Below are 15,014 nucleotides of genomic sequence, written 5' to 3' on the forward strand. Positions count from 1 at the left end.
TGATCTAGAGCACTTTTGCGCTCGTTGCACCGCCAGGAGTACCCGCGTGACCAGCCTCGCCATGAAGTTCGCCGGAGTCGCCGCGGGTGTCGCCGCCGCGGTGGCGTTGACCGCCTGCGGTAGCGGAGACGACGCGTCCGACGGGATCACCATCGTCGCGTCCACCAACGTGTGGGGTGACGTCGCCAAGTCGGTGGCGGGGCCCGACGTGAAAGTCGAATCGCTGATCTCCGATCCGACCGCCGACCCGCACTCCTACGAGGTGACGGCGGTGCAGGCCGCCACGCTCACCGACGCCGACCTGGTCGTGTACAACGGCGGGCACTACGACGAGTTCGTCGAGAAGGTCGTCGGCGGCAAGGGCAAGCGGACGGTCAACGCGGTCGAGATCGGCCAGGGCGACGACCACGACCACGGCACGCAGCCCACGACCCCGGCCGACGGGCACGGTGACGAACCGCAGCCGACCGCTCCGGCCGACGACCACGGTCATGACCACGGCGACGAGGCGCAGCCCACCGCCCCGGCCGACGACCACGGTCATGACCACGGCGACGAGGCGCAGCCCACCGCCCCGGCCGACGGCCACGGCGGCGCGGGCACTCCGGCCTCCCCCGGCCACGATCACGACCACGGCAACGAGCACATCTGGTACGACGTGCACGTGGTCGGCGCGGTCGCCGAGCACATCGCCGAGGAACTGGGCGAGATCGACCCCGACCGCAAGCAGGACTACGCCGACCGCGCCGCCGCGTTCACCGCGCGCCTGGCCGGCATCGAGGCCATCACCGACCGCATCGCGGCCGAACACCCGGACCAGCCCGTCTTGCAGACCGAACCGCTGGCCACCTACCTGCTGCTCGCCGCGAAGGCCCAGGACCGCACGCCGCAGGAGTTCCAGGAAGCGATCGAGCAGGGCACCGACCCGTCGCCCGCCGCCGTCGCCGCCGTGCGCCAGCTCATCGAGGGCAAGCAGGTGCGCGCGCTGATCTACAACATCCAGACCGAGGACAAGACCACCGAGGACGTGCGGGCGCTGGCCGAGGCGGCGGACATCCCCGTCGTCGAGGTGACCGAAACCCTGCCCGAGGGCGTGGATTACATTCAGTGGCAGACCGCGAACGCCGAGGCGCTGGCCGAGGCGTTGCGCTGATCGGGGACACCATGGGAGAGGCGACCGCGCTGACCGGAGACACCGCACGGGTGCGGCGGGCCGCCGACGGCTCGTCCGCGCTGCGGCTCGAGTCGGCGCGGCTCGCCTTCGGCGAACGCACGCTCTGGCAGGACCTGGATCTGGACGTCGCGCCCGGCGAGTTCATCGCCGTGCTGGGACCCAACGGCTCGGGCAAGACCTCGCTGCTGAAGGTGCTGCTGGGCCAGCTCGCGCTGAGTTCGGGCCGCGCGTTCGTGGCCGGAGCCGCCGCGCGTATGGGCAATCACCACATCGGCTACATCCCACAGCAGAAGACCATCGACTCCGGCGTGCAATTGCGCGGGGTGGACCTGGTCGGGCTGGGCGTGGACGGACACCGCTGGGGGCTCGGGCTGCGTGGACGGGCCGAGCGCAAGCGCAAGGTGGACGCCGCCGTCGCCGCCGTGGGCGCGCAGAAGTACGCGCACGCGCCGCTGGAGACCATGTCGGGCGGTGAGCAACAGCGGCTGCGGGTGGCCCAGGCGCTGGTCGGCGACCCGACCGTGCTGCTGTGCGACGAGCCGCTGCTGAGCCTGGACCTGGCCAACCAGCGGCTGGTGGCCGAACTCATCGATCGGCGCAGGCGCGAGCACGACACCGCCGTGCTGTTCGTGACGCACGAGATCAATCCCGTTCTGCCGCTGGTGGATCGGGTGCTGTACCTGGTGGACGGCAAGTTCCGGATCGGCACGCCCGACGAGGTGATGACCTCGGCGGTGCTCTCCGAGCTCTACGGCACCGAGGTCGACGTGCTGCGCGTGCGCGGGCGGCTGGTGGTGGTCGGCACCGGCGACACCATGGACGCGCTGGGCGCCGCGGGCGCGCACTGCCACGCCGACTCCGATCTGGGCGGGGTCAAGGCGTGATCGACAAGCTCTCCGACGTCTTCTCGAAGATGTTCGACCTGTCCACCACGGCCGATCTGCTCGGCTACGACTTCGTGCAGCAGGCCGTGCTCGCCGCGGCGCTGCTCGGCCTGCTCGCCGGGGCGATCGGACCGCTCATCATCAGCAGGCAGATGTCGTTCGCGGTGCACGGCACCAGCGAGCTGTCGCTGACCGGCGCGGCGGCCGCGCTGCTGGCCGGGGTCGGCGTGGGACTGGGCGCGATCGCCGGATCGGTGGTGGCGGCCGTGCTGTTCGGCGTGCTGGGCACCCGTGCGCGGGAACGCGATTCGGTGATCGCCGTGGTGCTCTCCTTCGGTCTGGGGCTCTCGGTGCTGTTCCTCTGGCTGGGGCCCGAACGCGCCGGGTCGAAGTTCTCGCTGCTCACCGGTCAGGTGGTGAGCGTCGGCTACGACGGGCTGGCGCTGCTCATCACGTGTTCGGCGCTGGTGCTCGCGGTGCTGGCCGCGATCTACCGGCCGCTGCTGTTCGCCAGCACCGATCCGGAAGTGGCGGTGGCGCGCGGGGTTCCGGTGCGCGCGCTCTCGATCGTGTTCGCGGTGCTGCTCGGCGTCACGGCCGCGTTCGGCGTGCAGATCGTCGGCGCCCTGCTGGTGCTCGCCATCCTCATCACCCCCGCCGCGGCCGCCGCCCAGATCACCGCCGACCCGGCCCGCGCGACCGTGCTGGCGATCGTGTTCGCCGAGGTCTCGGCGGTCGGCGGCATCCTGCTCTCGCTGGCGCCCGGCGTGCCGGTGTCGACGTTCGTCACGACGATCTCGTTCGCGATCTACCTGGTGTGCCGGGTGGTCGGGGCGCGCAAGCGCAAACTCGCGCGCGTGCGCTGAGATTCGCCGCCGGTGCGCCACGAATTCCGTGTGCCGCGCTGTGACTCGCGCGCGTGCGCTGAGATTCGCCGGTGCGGGAGGTCGGCAGGTGGACGAACTCGTGGCTCGTGTCGAGCGCTGTCGGCGATACGCCGTGCGCCGAAGGCCCGTGGTGGAGACCGGTCGAAGCTGGCCGAGCACACCTGACGCGTCGTTCCGGAACTACGAACCCATCGCGGGACTTCGACGCTCGACAGCATTTGATGGCAGCCGCCTTCAGTCGCCCCGGCACGGTTTCGTATGCTCGACGCAAACGCCGCCGAACGAATGGTGATCACCGATGATCGACTTCACGATTCCCGCCGAACTCGCCGCCGAGCGCGACCGCGTCCGCCAGTTCGTCATCGACCGGATCGTCCCGTTCGAGCGCGACCCGCGCCTGACCCAGCACGGCCCCACCGACGACCTGCGCCAGGAACTCGTCGAACTCGCGCGCGCCGAGAAGCTGCTCACGGTGCAGGCGCCGGTGGAACTCGGCGGGCGCGGGCTCACCCACGTCGAGCAGGCCGTCCTCTACGAGGCGGCCGGCTGGTCGACGCTGGGGCCGATCGCCATGAACTGCGCCGCGCCCGACGAGGGCAATATGTTCCTGCTGTCCAAGATCGCGAACCCGGAGCAGACCGAGCGCTACCTGGTGCCGGTGATCGACGGCAGGCAGCGGTCGGTGTTCGCCATGACCGAGCCCGAGGGCGCGGGCTCCGATCCCGCCCAGCTCTCGACCGAAGCCACCTTCGACGGCGAGAACTTCACCGTCAACGGGCGCAAATGGCTCATCACCGGCGCGAACGGCGCGAAGACGTGGATCATCATGGCCCGCCTCGCGCCCAACCCGCACCTGCCCGAGGGGCCGACGCTGTTCCTCACCAACGGCGACCAGCCGGGCATCGTCATCGAACGCACCATGAACACCATGGACCGCAACTACGTCGCGGGCCACGGCGTGGTGCGCTTCGACAACCTGGTGCTGCCCCGCACCGCGCTGCTCGGCGAGGCGGGCCAGGCGCTGCGCTACGCCCAGCTGCGCCTGGCGCCCGCGCGGCTCACGCACTGCATGCGCTGGCTGGGCGCGGCCGAACGCGCGCAGAGCATCGCCATCCAGCACGCCAAGACCCGCACCGCGTTCGGCAAGCCGATCGGCGAGCACGAGGGCGTGTCGTTCATGTTGGCCGACAACGAGATCGCGCTGCACCAGTGTCGCCTGACCATCTGGCACGCCTGCTGGCTGATGGACAACGGCGAGAAGGCCCGCCACGAGAGCTCCATCGCGAAGAGCTACGTCTCCGAGGAACTGTTCAAGGTCGCCGACCGCTGCGTGCAGGTGCTCGGCGGCATCGGCATCAGCGACGAGACCGTGGTGGAGATGATCTTCCGCGATATGCGCGCCTTCCGCCTCTATGACGGCCCCACCGAGGTGCACAAGTACGCCATCGGCCGCAAGATCCTGCGGTGAACGGGCCGCGCGGAGCGGCCGTGCCCGCGACACCCATCCACTACGATCCATGGGCATGAGTTCGGAACTGCTCGTCGATGTCTCCGCGGGCATCGCCGTGCTCACGCTCAACCGCCCCGCCCAGCAGAACGCCTTCACGCCCGCGATGGCGGCCGAACTCGGCGCCGCGCTGCAGCGGTGCGACGCCGAGGACGCGATCCGGGTGGTGGTGATCACCGGCACCCCGCCCGCGTTCTGCGCGGGGGCCGACCTGTCCAGCCGGGTCGGCGAGGTCAGCGCCACCATCGAGCCCGCGCCGTGGAAGGTGCGCAAGCCGGTGATCGCGGCGGTGAACGGGCACGCGGTCGGCATCGGGCTGGCGCTGGCGTTGCAGTGCGATCTGCGCTACGTCGCCCGCGACGCGGTGTACGGGCTCAGCCAGGTGCGCCGCGGCGTGCTGGCCGACGGCTACGCGCACTGGACGCTGCCGCGCCTGGTCGGCATGGCCAACGCGGCCGACATCATGCTCACCGGGCGCACCTTCGACGGCGACGAGGCCAAGGCCATGGGCCTGGCCAACGCCTGCCTGGCGGGCGGCGAGGTGCTGCCCACGGCGCTGGCGGTCGCGCACGACCTGGCCAACGGGTCCGCGCCGCTGCCGGTCGGGCTGTCCAAGCGGCTGCTGTGGGAGGGGCTCGGCATGACCCCGGCCATGGTGGGTCAGCTGGAGTCGGAACTGAACGCGCAGGTCGCCAAGAGCGTCGACGGCGGCGAGGCGATGGCCGCGTTCCGCGATCGCAGGCAGCCCAACTGGACCGGCAGCATCAGCTCCGAATGGCCGTCCTGGGACGGCGGCGCCGAACGCCCCGTGCTGGACTGAGCGGTCGGCTCAGGCGCGACCGCCGACCATCACGAACAGGAACAGAATCGCGATCAGCACCATGAGGACGGTGCCGATGATCCCGAGCGTCATGCCCACCATGACCTGCACGCGACCGCCGACGGCGCCGTTGGAGTCCTCGATCTGATCGACGGCGCGCTTGCCCATCGCCCATGCGACCGGGCCGAGCGCGCCGCAGCAGAAGATGCTGGCGGCGCCTAGCGCGAGCACCGCGTTGGCGTGCGGATGCTCGACCGGGCTGCCGACAGGCTGGTTGGGTATCACCACCAGCCGAATTCTACGGGGCCGGAGCGCTTTTGCGCTTCAGGCCGCAAGTCCGATTTCGGCTACCGGTCAGGACCGCCGCTGCCGCGCCACCTCGGCCAGCACCACGCCCGCCGCGACCGACGCGTTCAGCGACTCCACCGGGCCCGCCATCGGGATGCTCAGGACCGCGTCGCACGTCTCGCGCACGAGCCGCGACAGGCCCTTGCCCTCCGAGCCCACCACGATCACGGTGGGCACGCTGCCGTCGAACTCGTCCAGCGTGACGTCCCCGCCCGCGTCCAGGCCGATGATCTGGAAGCCGCGGTCGGCCCAATCCTTCAGCGTGCGCGTCAGATTCGTCGCCCGTGCGACCGGCAGCCGGGCCGCGGCACCCGCGCTGGTGCGCCAGGCCACGGCCGTGACACTGGCGCTGCGGCGCTGCGGGATGACCACGCCGTGCCCGCCGAACGCCGCCACCGAGCGGATCACCGCGCCCAGGTTGCGCGGGTCGGAGATGTTGTCCAGCGCGACGAGCAGCGCGGGCTCGGCCGAACTCTGCGCCCGGTCGGCCAGATCGTCGGGGTGGGCGTAGCGGTACGGCGGCACCTGCAGCGCCAGGCCCTGGTGCAGGCCGTTGCTGCTCATCCGGTCCAGGTCGGTGCGCGGCACCTCCAGGATCGAGATGCCCGCGTCGGCGGCCAGCTGCACGCTCTCGCTGAGGCGTTCGTCGTTCTCGGTGCCGACCGCCACGTACAGCGCGGTCGCGGGCACCTCGGCGCGCAGGCACTCCACCACCGGGTTGCGGCCGAGCACCAACTCGGGACCGTCGTCCCGGCGGCCCCCGGCCCGGCCCGGCGCGCCGCCGGACTTCGGGCGCGCCTGCGCCGCACGGGCCTTGGCCGCCGCGCGCTTGGCGGCGGGATGCTTGGTGCGCAGCTCGGCGGGCGGGGTCGCGCCGCGCCCCTCCAGACCGCGCCTGCGTTTGCCGCCGGACCCGACGACCTGCCCCTTCTTGGTGCCGCCCTTGCGGATCGCACCGCGCCGCTGCGAGTTCCCTGCCATCAGTTCGCCTTTCCGCGCGCGTTGCCCAGCGACCATTCGGCGCCCCGGGGTGTGTCGGTGACCTCGATACCCGCGGCCTGCAACCGGTCGCGCACGGCGTCGGCACTGGCCCAGTCCTTGTCGGCGCGGGCCTGCTGACGGCGCTCGAGTTCGGCCTCGACGAGTACGTCCAGCGCCTCGCGGGCCGCCGAATCGTCCTGCCCGCCGTGCCACTGCGGATCCAGCGGGCAGACCCCGAGAATGCCGAGCATGGCCCGCACCTGGCCGGCCAGCTCCAGCGCGGTGTCGGTGGCGCCCGCGTCGAGGGCCTTGTTGCCCTCGTGCACGGCGCGGTGCACCTCGGCCAGCGCGCGCGGCACGGTGAGGTTCTCGTCCATGGCGGCGGCGAACTCGTCGGTCCACTTGCCGACCGGGACCTCGCCGACGCGTTCGACCACGCGGTGCACGAACGCCTCCATGCGCTGGTAGGAGGCGGCCGCGTCGTAGAGCGCCTTCTCCGAGTACTCCAGCACCGAGCCGTAATTGGCGCTGCCGAGGTAGAAGCGCAGCTCCACGGCGCGCACCATCTTCAGCACGTTGGGCACCGAGAGCGTGTTGCCCAGCGATTTGGACATCTTCTCCCCGCCCAGGGTGACCCAGCCGTTGTGCAGCCAGTACCTGGCGAAACCGTCGCCGGCGGCGTTGGACTGGGCGATCTCGTTCTCATGGTGCGGGAACACCAGATCCATACCGCCGCAATGGATGTCGAACTCCGGGCCGAGGTAGTACTCGGCCATCGCGGAGCACTCCAGGTGCCAGCCGGGGCGACCCGCGCCCCACGGCGACGGCCAGCTCGGCTCGCCCGGCTTCGCGGCCTTCCACAGGGTGAAATCGCGCGGATCGCGCTTGCCCTCGCCCTCGAGCACCCGCTCGCCCTGGTGCACGTCCTCGATGCTGTGCCCGGACAGTCGGCCGTAGGCGGGGAAGCTCAGCACGTCGAAGTAGACGTTGCCCTCGGCGGCGTAGGCGTGCCCGCGGTCGATGAGCCGCTGCATCAGCTGGACCATCTGGGTGATGTGCCCGGTGGCGCGCGGCTCCGCCGAGGGCGGCTGCACGCCGAGCAGCCGGTACGCCTCGTCGAAGGCGCGCTCGTGCGTGGCGGCCCACTCCCACCAGGGACGGCCCGCCTCGGCGGCCTTGGTGAGGATCTTGTCGTCGATGTCGGTCACGTTGCGGATGAAGAGCACGTCGTAGTCGTGCGCCTGCAACCACCGGCGCAGCACGTCGAACGCGACGCCGCTGCGCAGATGACCGATATGGGGTTGCCCCTGCACCGTCGCCCCACAGAGGTACACCGAAGCGCGGCCGGGAACCAGCGGCGCGAATTCGCGCATGGTTCGGCGTTCGGTGTCATAGAGGCGCAGTGTCACGGGGGTCGATCCTAGTCGGTCTAGCTGGGGGATCGTGCCCCGGCTCGACCGGCGGGCACGGTGGTGCTATACGTCCTCGCGCAGCAACGCGGTGGCGATCGCGGCGACACCCTCGCCGCGGCCCGTGAGGCCGAGCCCGTCGGTGGTGGTGCCCGACACCGAAACCGGCGCGCCCAGCAGTTCGCCGAGCACCCGCTGCGCCTCCTCGCGGCGCGGCCCGATCTTGGGCCGATTGCCGATGACCTGCACCGCGGCGTTCACGACCGCGAAGCCGGCGGCCCCGAGCAGCCTGCGCACCTCGGTGAGCATGGCCGCGCCGGAGACGTTCGCCCACTCCGGGCGGCCGGTGCCGAACACCGCGCCCACATCGCCGAGGCCGGCCGCGGAGAGCAGCGCGTCGCACAGCGCGTGCGCGGCGACGTCGCCGTCGGAGTGGCCCGCGCACCCGTCGTCGCCGTCGAACAGCAAGCCGGCCATCCAGCACGGGCGGCCGGGTTCGATGGGGTGGACGTCGCTGCCGATACCAACTCGCATGGCCACGACGTTCTCATACGCCGCGCGCGGCGGCGCACAGCGTCTCGGCCAGGCGCAGATCCAGCGGGGTGGTGATCTTGAAGGCGAGCGGGTCGCCGGGGATGGTGCGCACCGCGATGCCGAGGCGTTCGACCAGTCCCGCGTCGTCGGTGGCGGGCACGTCGGCCGCGTAGGCCTCGCGCAGCACGCCCGCAGCGAAGCCCTGCGGGGTCTGGATGGCGCGCAATGTGGCGCGATCGGGGGTGCCGGTGACGACGCCCTGCGCGTCGACCGACTTGACGGTGTCGACCACGGGCAGCGCGGGGACCACCGCGCGATGACCGGCGCGCAATTCGGCGGCAACCCGCGCGATCAGGCCGGGCGGGGTCAGCGCGCGGGCGGCGTCGTGCACCAGGAAACTTCGGGCATCCGGGGCGGCCGCGATACCGGCGCGCACCGAGTCGGTGCGTTCGGCCCCGCCGACCACCACGTGCACGGCGTCCGAGGGCGGCAGCAGGGCGACTGCGCTCTCGACCAGTTCGGCGGGCACCATGACGATGACACGGTCGACCGCGCCCGAAGCCAGCAGGCCGTCCACGGCCAGCCGGACCATAGGCGTGCCGCCGACCGGGACGAACGCCTTGGGCATGTTTTCACCCAGGCGAACGCCACGACCGGCGGCAGGCACCAAGGCAACGACGAAATTGTCGCTGTCGGCGTCGTTCACGGTCTAGGAAGCCGCGGCGAGGACCTCGTCGAGCAGCGTCTCGGCCTTGCCGTCGTCGGTTCCCTCGGCGAGCGCGAGCTCACCGACGAGGATCTGACGGGCCTTGGCGAGCATCCGCTTCTCACCGGCGGACAGCCCGCGATCCTGCTCCCGGCGCCACAGGTCGCGCACGACCTCGGCCACCTTGTTCACATCGCCGGAGGCGAGCTTCTCGAGGTTGGCCTTGTAGCGGCGGGACCAGTTGGTCGGCTCCTCGGTGTGCGGCGCGCGCAGCACCTGGAAGACTCGGTCGAGACCCTCCTGGCCCACGACGTCGCGCACACCTACGTATTCGGCGTTTTCCGCAGGAACGCGGACGGTGAGGTCACCCTGTGCGACCTTCAGGACCAGATACTCTTTTTGCTCACCCTTGATGGTGCGAGTCTCGATTGCTTCGATCAGCGCCGCTCCGTGGTGGGGGTAAACGACGGTGTCTCCGACCTTAAAAATCATGTGTCCCGTGCCCCTTTCGATGTTCACAGTTTAACATGCGACTCGATAACGGCGCGATCAACTGTGCAGGTCAGGGCCACAACTAGCGCGCCGAGGGGGTTGACAGAACCCGCTCGGTGTGCATTACGTTGTGCCGTAACGAGTTATCGACCGGCACCACCTGGGCCCGAGACGCCGCCCTCTTCCGGGCACTCCACCCGCTACTCGACCCCGCGGGCCACCGAACCGTTATCCAACGGATGCCGACCGCACGCGGTGTCGCGGCGCGGACACGCCGGGCCGGGCGCGGCCTTCCCGATGTCGACTACTACGCTGCCTAGTTACTACTCTCCGTAGCGGAGTGATCCCGGTCGACATGGAGGACAACCCGTGACTGCCCAGAATGCTGTGACCGCCTCGCCGGTGGCGCGCAAGCCTCGTCTCATGGTCACCGTTGCCGCACTCGCCGCGGGCGCGGCCCTGGCGCTGTCCGGCTGCAGCGCGGGACAGGTCTCCCAGACCGCCAACCAGGCTCCGGCCATCAACGGCAACAACATCGATGTGGAGCAGATCTCCCTGCGCAACGTCCACATCGTGTACCCGTCGGAGGGCTACACCAACACCCAGGGCGGCAAGGCGGTGCTCGCGCTGGCCATCGTGAACAACAGCGGCACCGTCACCGACGAGCTGACCAGCGTCACCACCGACCTCGGCACCGTGACGATCACCCCGCCCACCGGCGACCGCGTGCTGAGCGTCGGCCCGCAGCAGACCGTCGTGGCCGCGGCCACCGCCGGCGCCGCCGGCGAGCACGGCGACGACCACGGCTCCGCGCCGACCACCTCTCCCACCGCCGAGCCGACGGCCTCGCCGACCACCCAAGCCCCGGCCACCTCGGCGCAGCCGCCCATCGACCCCGAGGCGAACCAGGCGCTCATCGAGATCACCGGGCTGACCAAGGACATCACCCCGGGCCTGACCTACACCGTGTCGTTCAACTTCAAGCAGAACGGCACCGTCCAGGTGCAGGTCCCGGTGGACGCGGGCGTCGAGGCCGACCGGCACGAGTCCGACAAGTCCGGCCCCGCGCCCGAGGGCGCGGGCGGCGGCCACTGAGCCGACGCGCCGGCGCGCGCTGACGCGGTCCGACATCCCGAGAGGCGGGGGCGCCTTTGGCCAGGAACAAGCCGGTCTTCCGGTGTTCGGCGTGCGCGCACGAGGTCGCCAAGTGGGTCGGCAAATGCCCGGAGTGCGGGGCGTGGGGCACGGTCGACGAGGTCGCCGCGTCCACCTCCGCCGCCGCACCCGGCCGCAAGGCGATGCTGCCGAGCACGGCCGCGGCGCCCATCTCCACCATTGATTCGAAGGTCACCAGGGCCAAGCCGACCGGCGTGAACGAGCTGGACCGGGTGCTCGGCGGCGGCGTCGTGCCGGGTTCGGTGGTGCTGCTCTCCGGCGAGCCGGGTGTGGGAAAGTCCACGCTGCTGCTCGAGGTGGCGCACCGCTGGGCCGCCGCGCGCGACGAGCGGGCGCTCTACGTGACGGCCGAGGAGTCGGCGGGCCAGGTGCGGTTGCGCGCCGACCGCACCGGCGCGGTGCACGAGCGGGTCTACCTGGCGGCCGAATCGGATCTGTCGGTCGTGCTCGGACACGTCGAGCAGGTGCGCCCGACACTGCTGGTGGTCGACTCCGTGCAGACCATGCTGGCGCCCGACGTGGACGGCGTGATCGGCGGCGTCACGCAGGTGCGCGCCGTGACGGCCGCGCTCACCTCGCTGGCCAAGGCCAGCGGTGTGGCCGTGCTGCTGGTCGGCCACGTCACCAAGGACGGCAACGTCGCGGGCCCGCGCACGCTGGAGCACCTGGTCGACGTGGTGTTGCAGTTCGAGGGCGACAAGAACTCCACGCTGCGCATGGTGCGCGGCCTGAAGAACCGCTTCGGCAGCGCCGACGAGGTCGGCTGTTTCGAGCTGCACGAGGACGGCATCGCCGGCGTCGACGATCCGTCCGGGCTGTTCCTGCACCACCGCACCGAGACCGTCCCCGGCACCGCGGTCACCGTGGCCATGGACGGCAAGCGGCCGCTGGTCGGCGAGGTGCAGGGACTCACCGTGCGCACCGAGATCCCGCAGCCGCGCCGCGCCGTGAGCGGCCTGGACTACAACCGGGTCGCGATGGTGCTCGCCGTCCTGCAGAGCCGGGGGCGGGTGTTCCTCGGCAAGCACGACGTCTACGCGGCGACCGTGGGCGGGATGCGGCTCGTGGAGCCCTCCGCCGACCTGGCCATCGCGCTGGCCATCGCCAGCGCCGAAGCCGATACGGCGATCCCCGCGGGCTGGGTGATCCTCGGCGAGGTCGGCTTGGCGGGCGAGGTGCGCAAGGTGACGGGGGTGGCTCGTAGGCTGGCCGAAGCCGAACGGCTCGGGTTCACCACGGCGCTGGTGCCGCCGGGCCTGGAGCGGGTGAAGAACGGGGGGATGCGCGTGCACGAGGTGGGTGACGTGCGGTCGGCGCTGCGGATCAGCGGACTGCGCTCGGGACGGTCACCGCGGGGCGAGGCCGAGTGATCCCGGGCCGGTGGGCCGCGTACCTGCGCGGCAGGTCGGTCCCGCCGAAGCCGCCGCGCGAGGCGCCCGAGCACTCGCCGCTGCCGGAGGTGATCGCCAGGATCGCGCCGGGCACCGCGCTGCGCGACGGCCTGGAGCGCATCCAGCGGGGCCGCACGGGGGGGCTGATCGTGCTCGGCTGGGACGAGCGGGTGCGCGCCCTGTGCGACGGCGGTTTCGAACTCGACGTGGACTTCGCGCCGACCCGGCTGCGGGAACTGTCGAAGATGGACGGCGCGGTGGTGCTCACCGCCGACGCGTCGCGCATCGTGCGCGCGAACGCGCACCTGGTACCCGACCCGTCACTGCCCAGCGCGGAATCCGGCACCCGCCACCGCGCGGCCGAGCGCACCGCCGCGCAGACGGGCCATCCCGTGGTGGCCGTGAGCAAATCGATGCGCACGATGACGGTCTACGTGGCCGGTGTGCGCCACCTGGTGCAGCCGTCGGCGGCCATCCTGACGCGCGCCGATCAGGCGCTGGGCACGCTGGAGCGCTATCGCGGCGGCTACGACGACGTGTGCGCCGAGCTCACCGCCGCCGAGCTCGAGGATGTGGTCACCCTGCGCGACGCGCTCGGCGCGGCGCAGCGGCTGGAACGGATGCGCCGCGTGGGGCACGAGATCGAGCGCGATGTGCTCGAGCTCGGCGTGGACGGCAGGCAGTTGGCGCTGCGGCTGGAGGAGCTGATCGGCGACAGCGCGTGGTCGCGCGAACTGCTGGTCCGCGACTACCTCGCGGGCCCGGTCACCCCCGCGACCGTCGAGCGGGCGCTGTCGGGCATGGACGCGCTCACCGACGCCGAACTGCTGGACCCGGCGAGCCTGGCCGCGCCGCTGGGCTATCCGGACGGCGCGGCGGCGCTGGAGCGCCCGGTGCGCCCGCGCGGTTTCCGCGTGCTGGCCCGCATCCCGCGCCTGCGGTTCACCGATATCGAGACGCTGGTGTCGGCGTTCGGGAGCGTGCAGGGGCTGCTGGCCGCCACCGTCGCCGATCTGCAAGCGGTGGACGGCATCGGCGTGCCGCGGGCGGCGCGCATCAGGGAGGCGCTCACCCGGCTGGCCGCGCTGAGCCCGGACCGCCCGTTCGACCGTCCCGGCCCGATCCGCCGGTTCTGAGCGGGCCCGATTGCGCGGTGCGGGCTTCCAGCGCGCCGCCCCGATCACGCCGGGCGCGGACCGAATCGCCGAAATCCGCTCCGCTCAGGCGATATTGAACGGCTCGGCCGCGCTGCGCACCGAACCCAGTTGCGCGACAACCGAATACGCGCCCGGCGGCACCGGCACGCGCTCGCCCGCGCAGTTCGGCTGGGAGGTCGATCCCGACCAGGTGACCTGGAAGGCCGCCTGCTCGCCGCCGTTCATATCGCGCACGTCGGGCTGGCCGTCGGGGTAGCAGTCGGTGCTCGACCAGAGCCTGCGGGTGCCGTCGAGGGTGTAGACCGAGATCTGCTGCAGGCCCGAACCCACGTCGCGCGAGCAGGTCTCCGAGGAGATGTTGGTGATGACGATCCCGAACACCGGCTGTTCGCCGACCTGATAGGTGGGCTGCTCGACGGTCACCTTCACCGCCAGCGACTGATCGGGGCACTGGCCCGCCGCCCCCGCGGGCGCGGCGCTCGGCGCCGGGGTGGCACTCGGGTCGGCGGTGTCGGATTCCGGTGCGGCCGAGGTCGACGTCGCCGCGGTGGTCGTCGAGGTCGCGGCCGCGGTTCCGCCGGGCGAGTCACCGCCGCGGGCGACCATCACCACGAGCCAGATCACCAGCGCGAGCACCACGACGAGAACTCCGATGGCGAAAACGCGACGACGCCAGTAGATCTCCGGAGGCAGTGGTCCAGTCGGTTCCAGCACGTCTCAAACTTACGGCCACGACCGGGTGGGGCGTCTCAGGACCTCGGCGTGTCGGGCCGGTCGGCGCGGGCGTGGCGCCCGCGCCGACCCCCGCACGCTGGGGATTCGGCCCGCCCGGACCGGATCAGACGACCTCGCCGATATTGCCGACGACGCGCTGCAATTTGACCTGGCCGTCGGCCAGCTTGTACGTCACGCACGCGATCGCGAGCTGACCGGTGGCCACCCGCTGGGAGATGATCATCGAGCGCTGCATGAGCAGCTTGCTGGTCTCCACCACGTGCCTGGCCTCGAACTCGTCCACCCCGGACAGGCCCTCGCGGCGCCCGATCAGGATGGACGGGGTGACCCGCTCCACCACGCTGCGGATGAACCCGCCGGGCACCTCGCCGCCGTCGAGCGCGTCGATGGTGGCCTTCACGGCGCCGCAGCTGTCGTGTCCGAGCACCACGATCAGCGGCACGTTCAGCACGTGCACGCCGTATTCGATGGAGCCGAGCACCGAGCTGTCCACCACGTGCCCCGCCGTGCGGACCACGAACATGTCGCCGAGTCCCTGGTCGAAGATCAGTTCGGCGGCCACCCGGGAGTCGCCGCAGCCGAACAGGATGGCGTGCGGATGCTGACCGGCCACGAGCTTGGCCCGGTCGGCCGCGCCTTGGCTAGGATGCATCAAATTGCCATTGACGAAGCGCTCGTTGCCCTCGCGGAGGGACTTCCAGGCACTTATCGGATTGGAACCAGGCATATCGCCATTGTGCACATGCCGATGGTTACCAGCGAGTCCGCTTCGTTACGGGCCGGCAAAGATCGACTGGCCGCCGCTCGGCGGGG

The 15,014-nt window shown here is 71.4% G+C and carries 16 protein-coding genes; 8 read left to right on the forward strand and 8 right to left on the reverse strand.

What is annotated here, in order from left to right; all coding sequences use genetic code 11:
• The first annotated feature begins 46 nt into the window (after window positions 1-46).
• The 5 genes from OHB21_RS05305 (at window position 47) to OHB21_RS05325 (ending at window position 5,272) form a co-directional block, all read left to right on the forward strand.
• Window positions 47-1,153 (forward strand): metal ABC transporter solute-binding protein, Zn/Mn family, encoded by a 1,107-nt coding sequence (locus OHB21_RS05305; protein WP_407675161.1) that lies wholly within the window; start codon window positions 47-49, stop codon window positions 1,151-1,153.
• An 11-nt stretch (window positions 1,154-1,164) separates the two neighbouring features.
• Window positions 1,165-2,058, forward strand: coding sequence for a metal ABC transporter ATP-binding protein (locus OHB21_RS05310; protein ID WP_067505561.1), 894 nt, complete (start codon window positions 1,165-1,167; stop codon window positions 2,056-2,058).
• Window positions 2,055-2,924: a metal ABC transporter permease gene (locus tag OHB21_RS05315; RefSeq protein WP_067505564.1), complete on the forward strand. Its 870-nt coding sequence runs from the start codon at window positions 2,055-2,057 to the stop codon at window positions 2,922-2,924. The genes OHB21_RS05310 and OHB21_RS05315 overlap by 4 nt, the downstream gene beginning before the upstream one ends.
• Before the next feature lie 319 nt (window positions 2,925-3,243).
• The gene (locus OHB21_RS05320) at window positions 3,244-4,413 is read left to right on the forward strand and encodes an acyl-CoA dehydrogenase family protein (RefSeq protein ID WP_195125270.1); all 1,170 of its coding nucleotides are present in this window, start codon (window positions 3,244-3,246) and stop codon (window positions 4,411-4,413) included.
• A gap of 55 nt (window positions 4,414-4,468) precedes the next feature.
• Window positions 4,469-5,272, forward strand: coding sequence for an enoyl-CoA hydratase/isomerase family protein (locus OHB21_RS05325; protein WP_195125269.1), 804 nt, complete (start codon window positions 4,469-4,471; stop codon window positions 5,270-5,272).
• A 9-nt stretch (window positions 5,273-5,281) separates the two neighbouring features.
• On the opposite strand, the gene OHB21_RS05330 is transcribed toward OHB21_RS05325, so the two are convergent.
• The 6 genes from OHB21_RS05330 to carD all read right to left on the reverse strand — a co-directional run bounded on the left by OHB21_RS05330 (window position 5,282) and on the right by carD (window position 9,742).
• Window positions 5,282-5,560, reverse strand: a complete 279-nt coding sequence (locus OHB21_RS05330) for a DUF4190 domain-containing protein (RefSeq protein ID WP_067505569.1) — start codon at window positions 5,558-5,560, stop codon at window positions 5,282-5,284.
• Between the two features lie 66 nt (window positions 5,561-5,626).
• Window positions 5,627-6,601 carry a 23S rRNA (guanosine(2251)-2'-O)-methyltransferase RlmB gene (gene rlmB, locus OHB21_RS05335; RefSeq protein ID WP_113975276.1) on the reverse strand — a complete coding sequence of 325 codons (975 nt, stop codon included), beginning with the start codon at window positions 6,599-6,601 and terminating at the stop codon, window positions 5,627-5,629.
• Window positions 6,601-8,010 carry a cysteine--tRNA ligase gene (gene cysS, locus OHB21_RS05340; RefSeq protein WP_067505613.1) on the reverse strand — a complete coding sequence of 470 codons (1,410 nt, stop codon included), beginning with the start codon at window positions 8,008-8,010 and terminating at the stop codon, window positions 6,601-6,603. Before cysS ends, rlmB begins: the two co-directional genes overlap by 1 nt.
• 66 nt (window positions 8,011-8,076) lie before the next feature.
• Complete coding sequence (ispF, locus tag OHB21_RS05345; RefSeq protein ID WP_067505650.1) at window positions 8,077-8,544, reverse strand: 2-C-methyl-D-erythritol 2,4-cyclodiphosphate synthase; 468 nt, start codon at window positions 8,542-8,544, stop codon at window positions 8,077-8,079.
• A gap of 13 nt (window positions 8,545-8,557) precedes the next feature.
• Entirely contained in the window at window positions 8,558-9,250 is a 693-nt protein-coding gene (gene ispD, locus OHB21_RS05350; protein ID WP_195125268.1) for a 2-C-methyl-D-erythritol 4-phosphate cytidylyltransferase, read from the reverse strand.
• Window positions 9,251-9,253: 3 nt separating this feature from the next.
• Window positions 9,254-9,742, reverse strand: a complete 489-nt coding sequence (gene carD / locus OHB21_RS05355; protein WP_011206964.1) for an RNA polymerase-binding transcription factor CarD — start codon at window positions 9,740-9,742, stop codon at window positions 9,254-9,256.
• A 369-nt stretch (window positions 9,743-10,111) separates the two neighbouring features.
• Here carD and OHB21_RS05360 point away from each other — a divergent pair, with 369 nt between their 5' ends.
• Genes OHB21_RS05360 through disA form a run of 3 tightly spaced genes read left to right on the forward strand, consistent with a single transcriptional unit; the run spans window position 10,112 to window position 13,445 of the window.
• Window positions 10,112-10,837, forward strand: a complete 726-nt coding sequence (locus OHB21_RS05360) for a hypothetical protein (protein ID WP_084537415.1) — start codon at window positions 10,112-10,114, stop codon at window positions 10,835-10,837.
• A 56-nt stretch (window positions 10,838-10,893) separates the two neighbouring features.
• Window positions 10,894-12,288, forward strand: coding sequence for a DNA repair protein RadA (radA, locus tag OHB21_RS05365; protein ID WP_067505618.1), 1,395 nt, complete (start codon window positions 10,894-10,896; stop codon window positions 12,286-12,288).
• Window positions 12,289-12,311: 23 nt separating this feature from the next.
• Window positions 12,312-13,445 (forward strand): DNA integrity scanning diadenylate cyclase DisA, encoded by a 1,134-nt coding sequence (gene disA / locus OHB21_RS05370; protein WP_084537417.1) that lies wholly within the window; start codon window positions 12,312-12,314, stop codon window positions 13,443-13,445.
• An 84-nt stretch (window positions 13,446-13,529) separates the two neighbouring features.
• On the opposite strand, the gene OHB21_RS05375 is transcribed toward disA, so the two are convergent.
• The gene (locus tag OHB21_RS05375) at window positions 13,530-14,180 is read right to left on the reverse strand and encodes a hypothetical protein (RefSeq protein WP_067505621.1); all 651 of its coding nucleotides are present in this window, start codon (window positions 14,178-14,180) and stop codon (window positions 13,530-13,532) included.
• 124 nt (window positions 14,181-14,304) lie between these two features.
• Window positions 14,305-14,928, reverse strand: coding sequence for a carbonic anhydrase (locus OHB21_RS05380; RefSeq protein WP_067505624.1), 624 nt, complete (start codon window positions 14,926-14,928; stop codon window positions 14,305-14,307).
• Between the last annotated feature and the right edge of the window lie 86 nt (window positions 14,929-15,014).

The sequence above is a fragment of the Nocardia puris genome, assembly GCF_036051655.1.
In the GTDB taxonomy this organism is placed as follows: Bacteria; Actinomycetota; Actinomycetes; order Mycobacteriales; family Mycobacteriaceae; genus Nocardia; species Nocardia puris.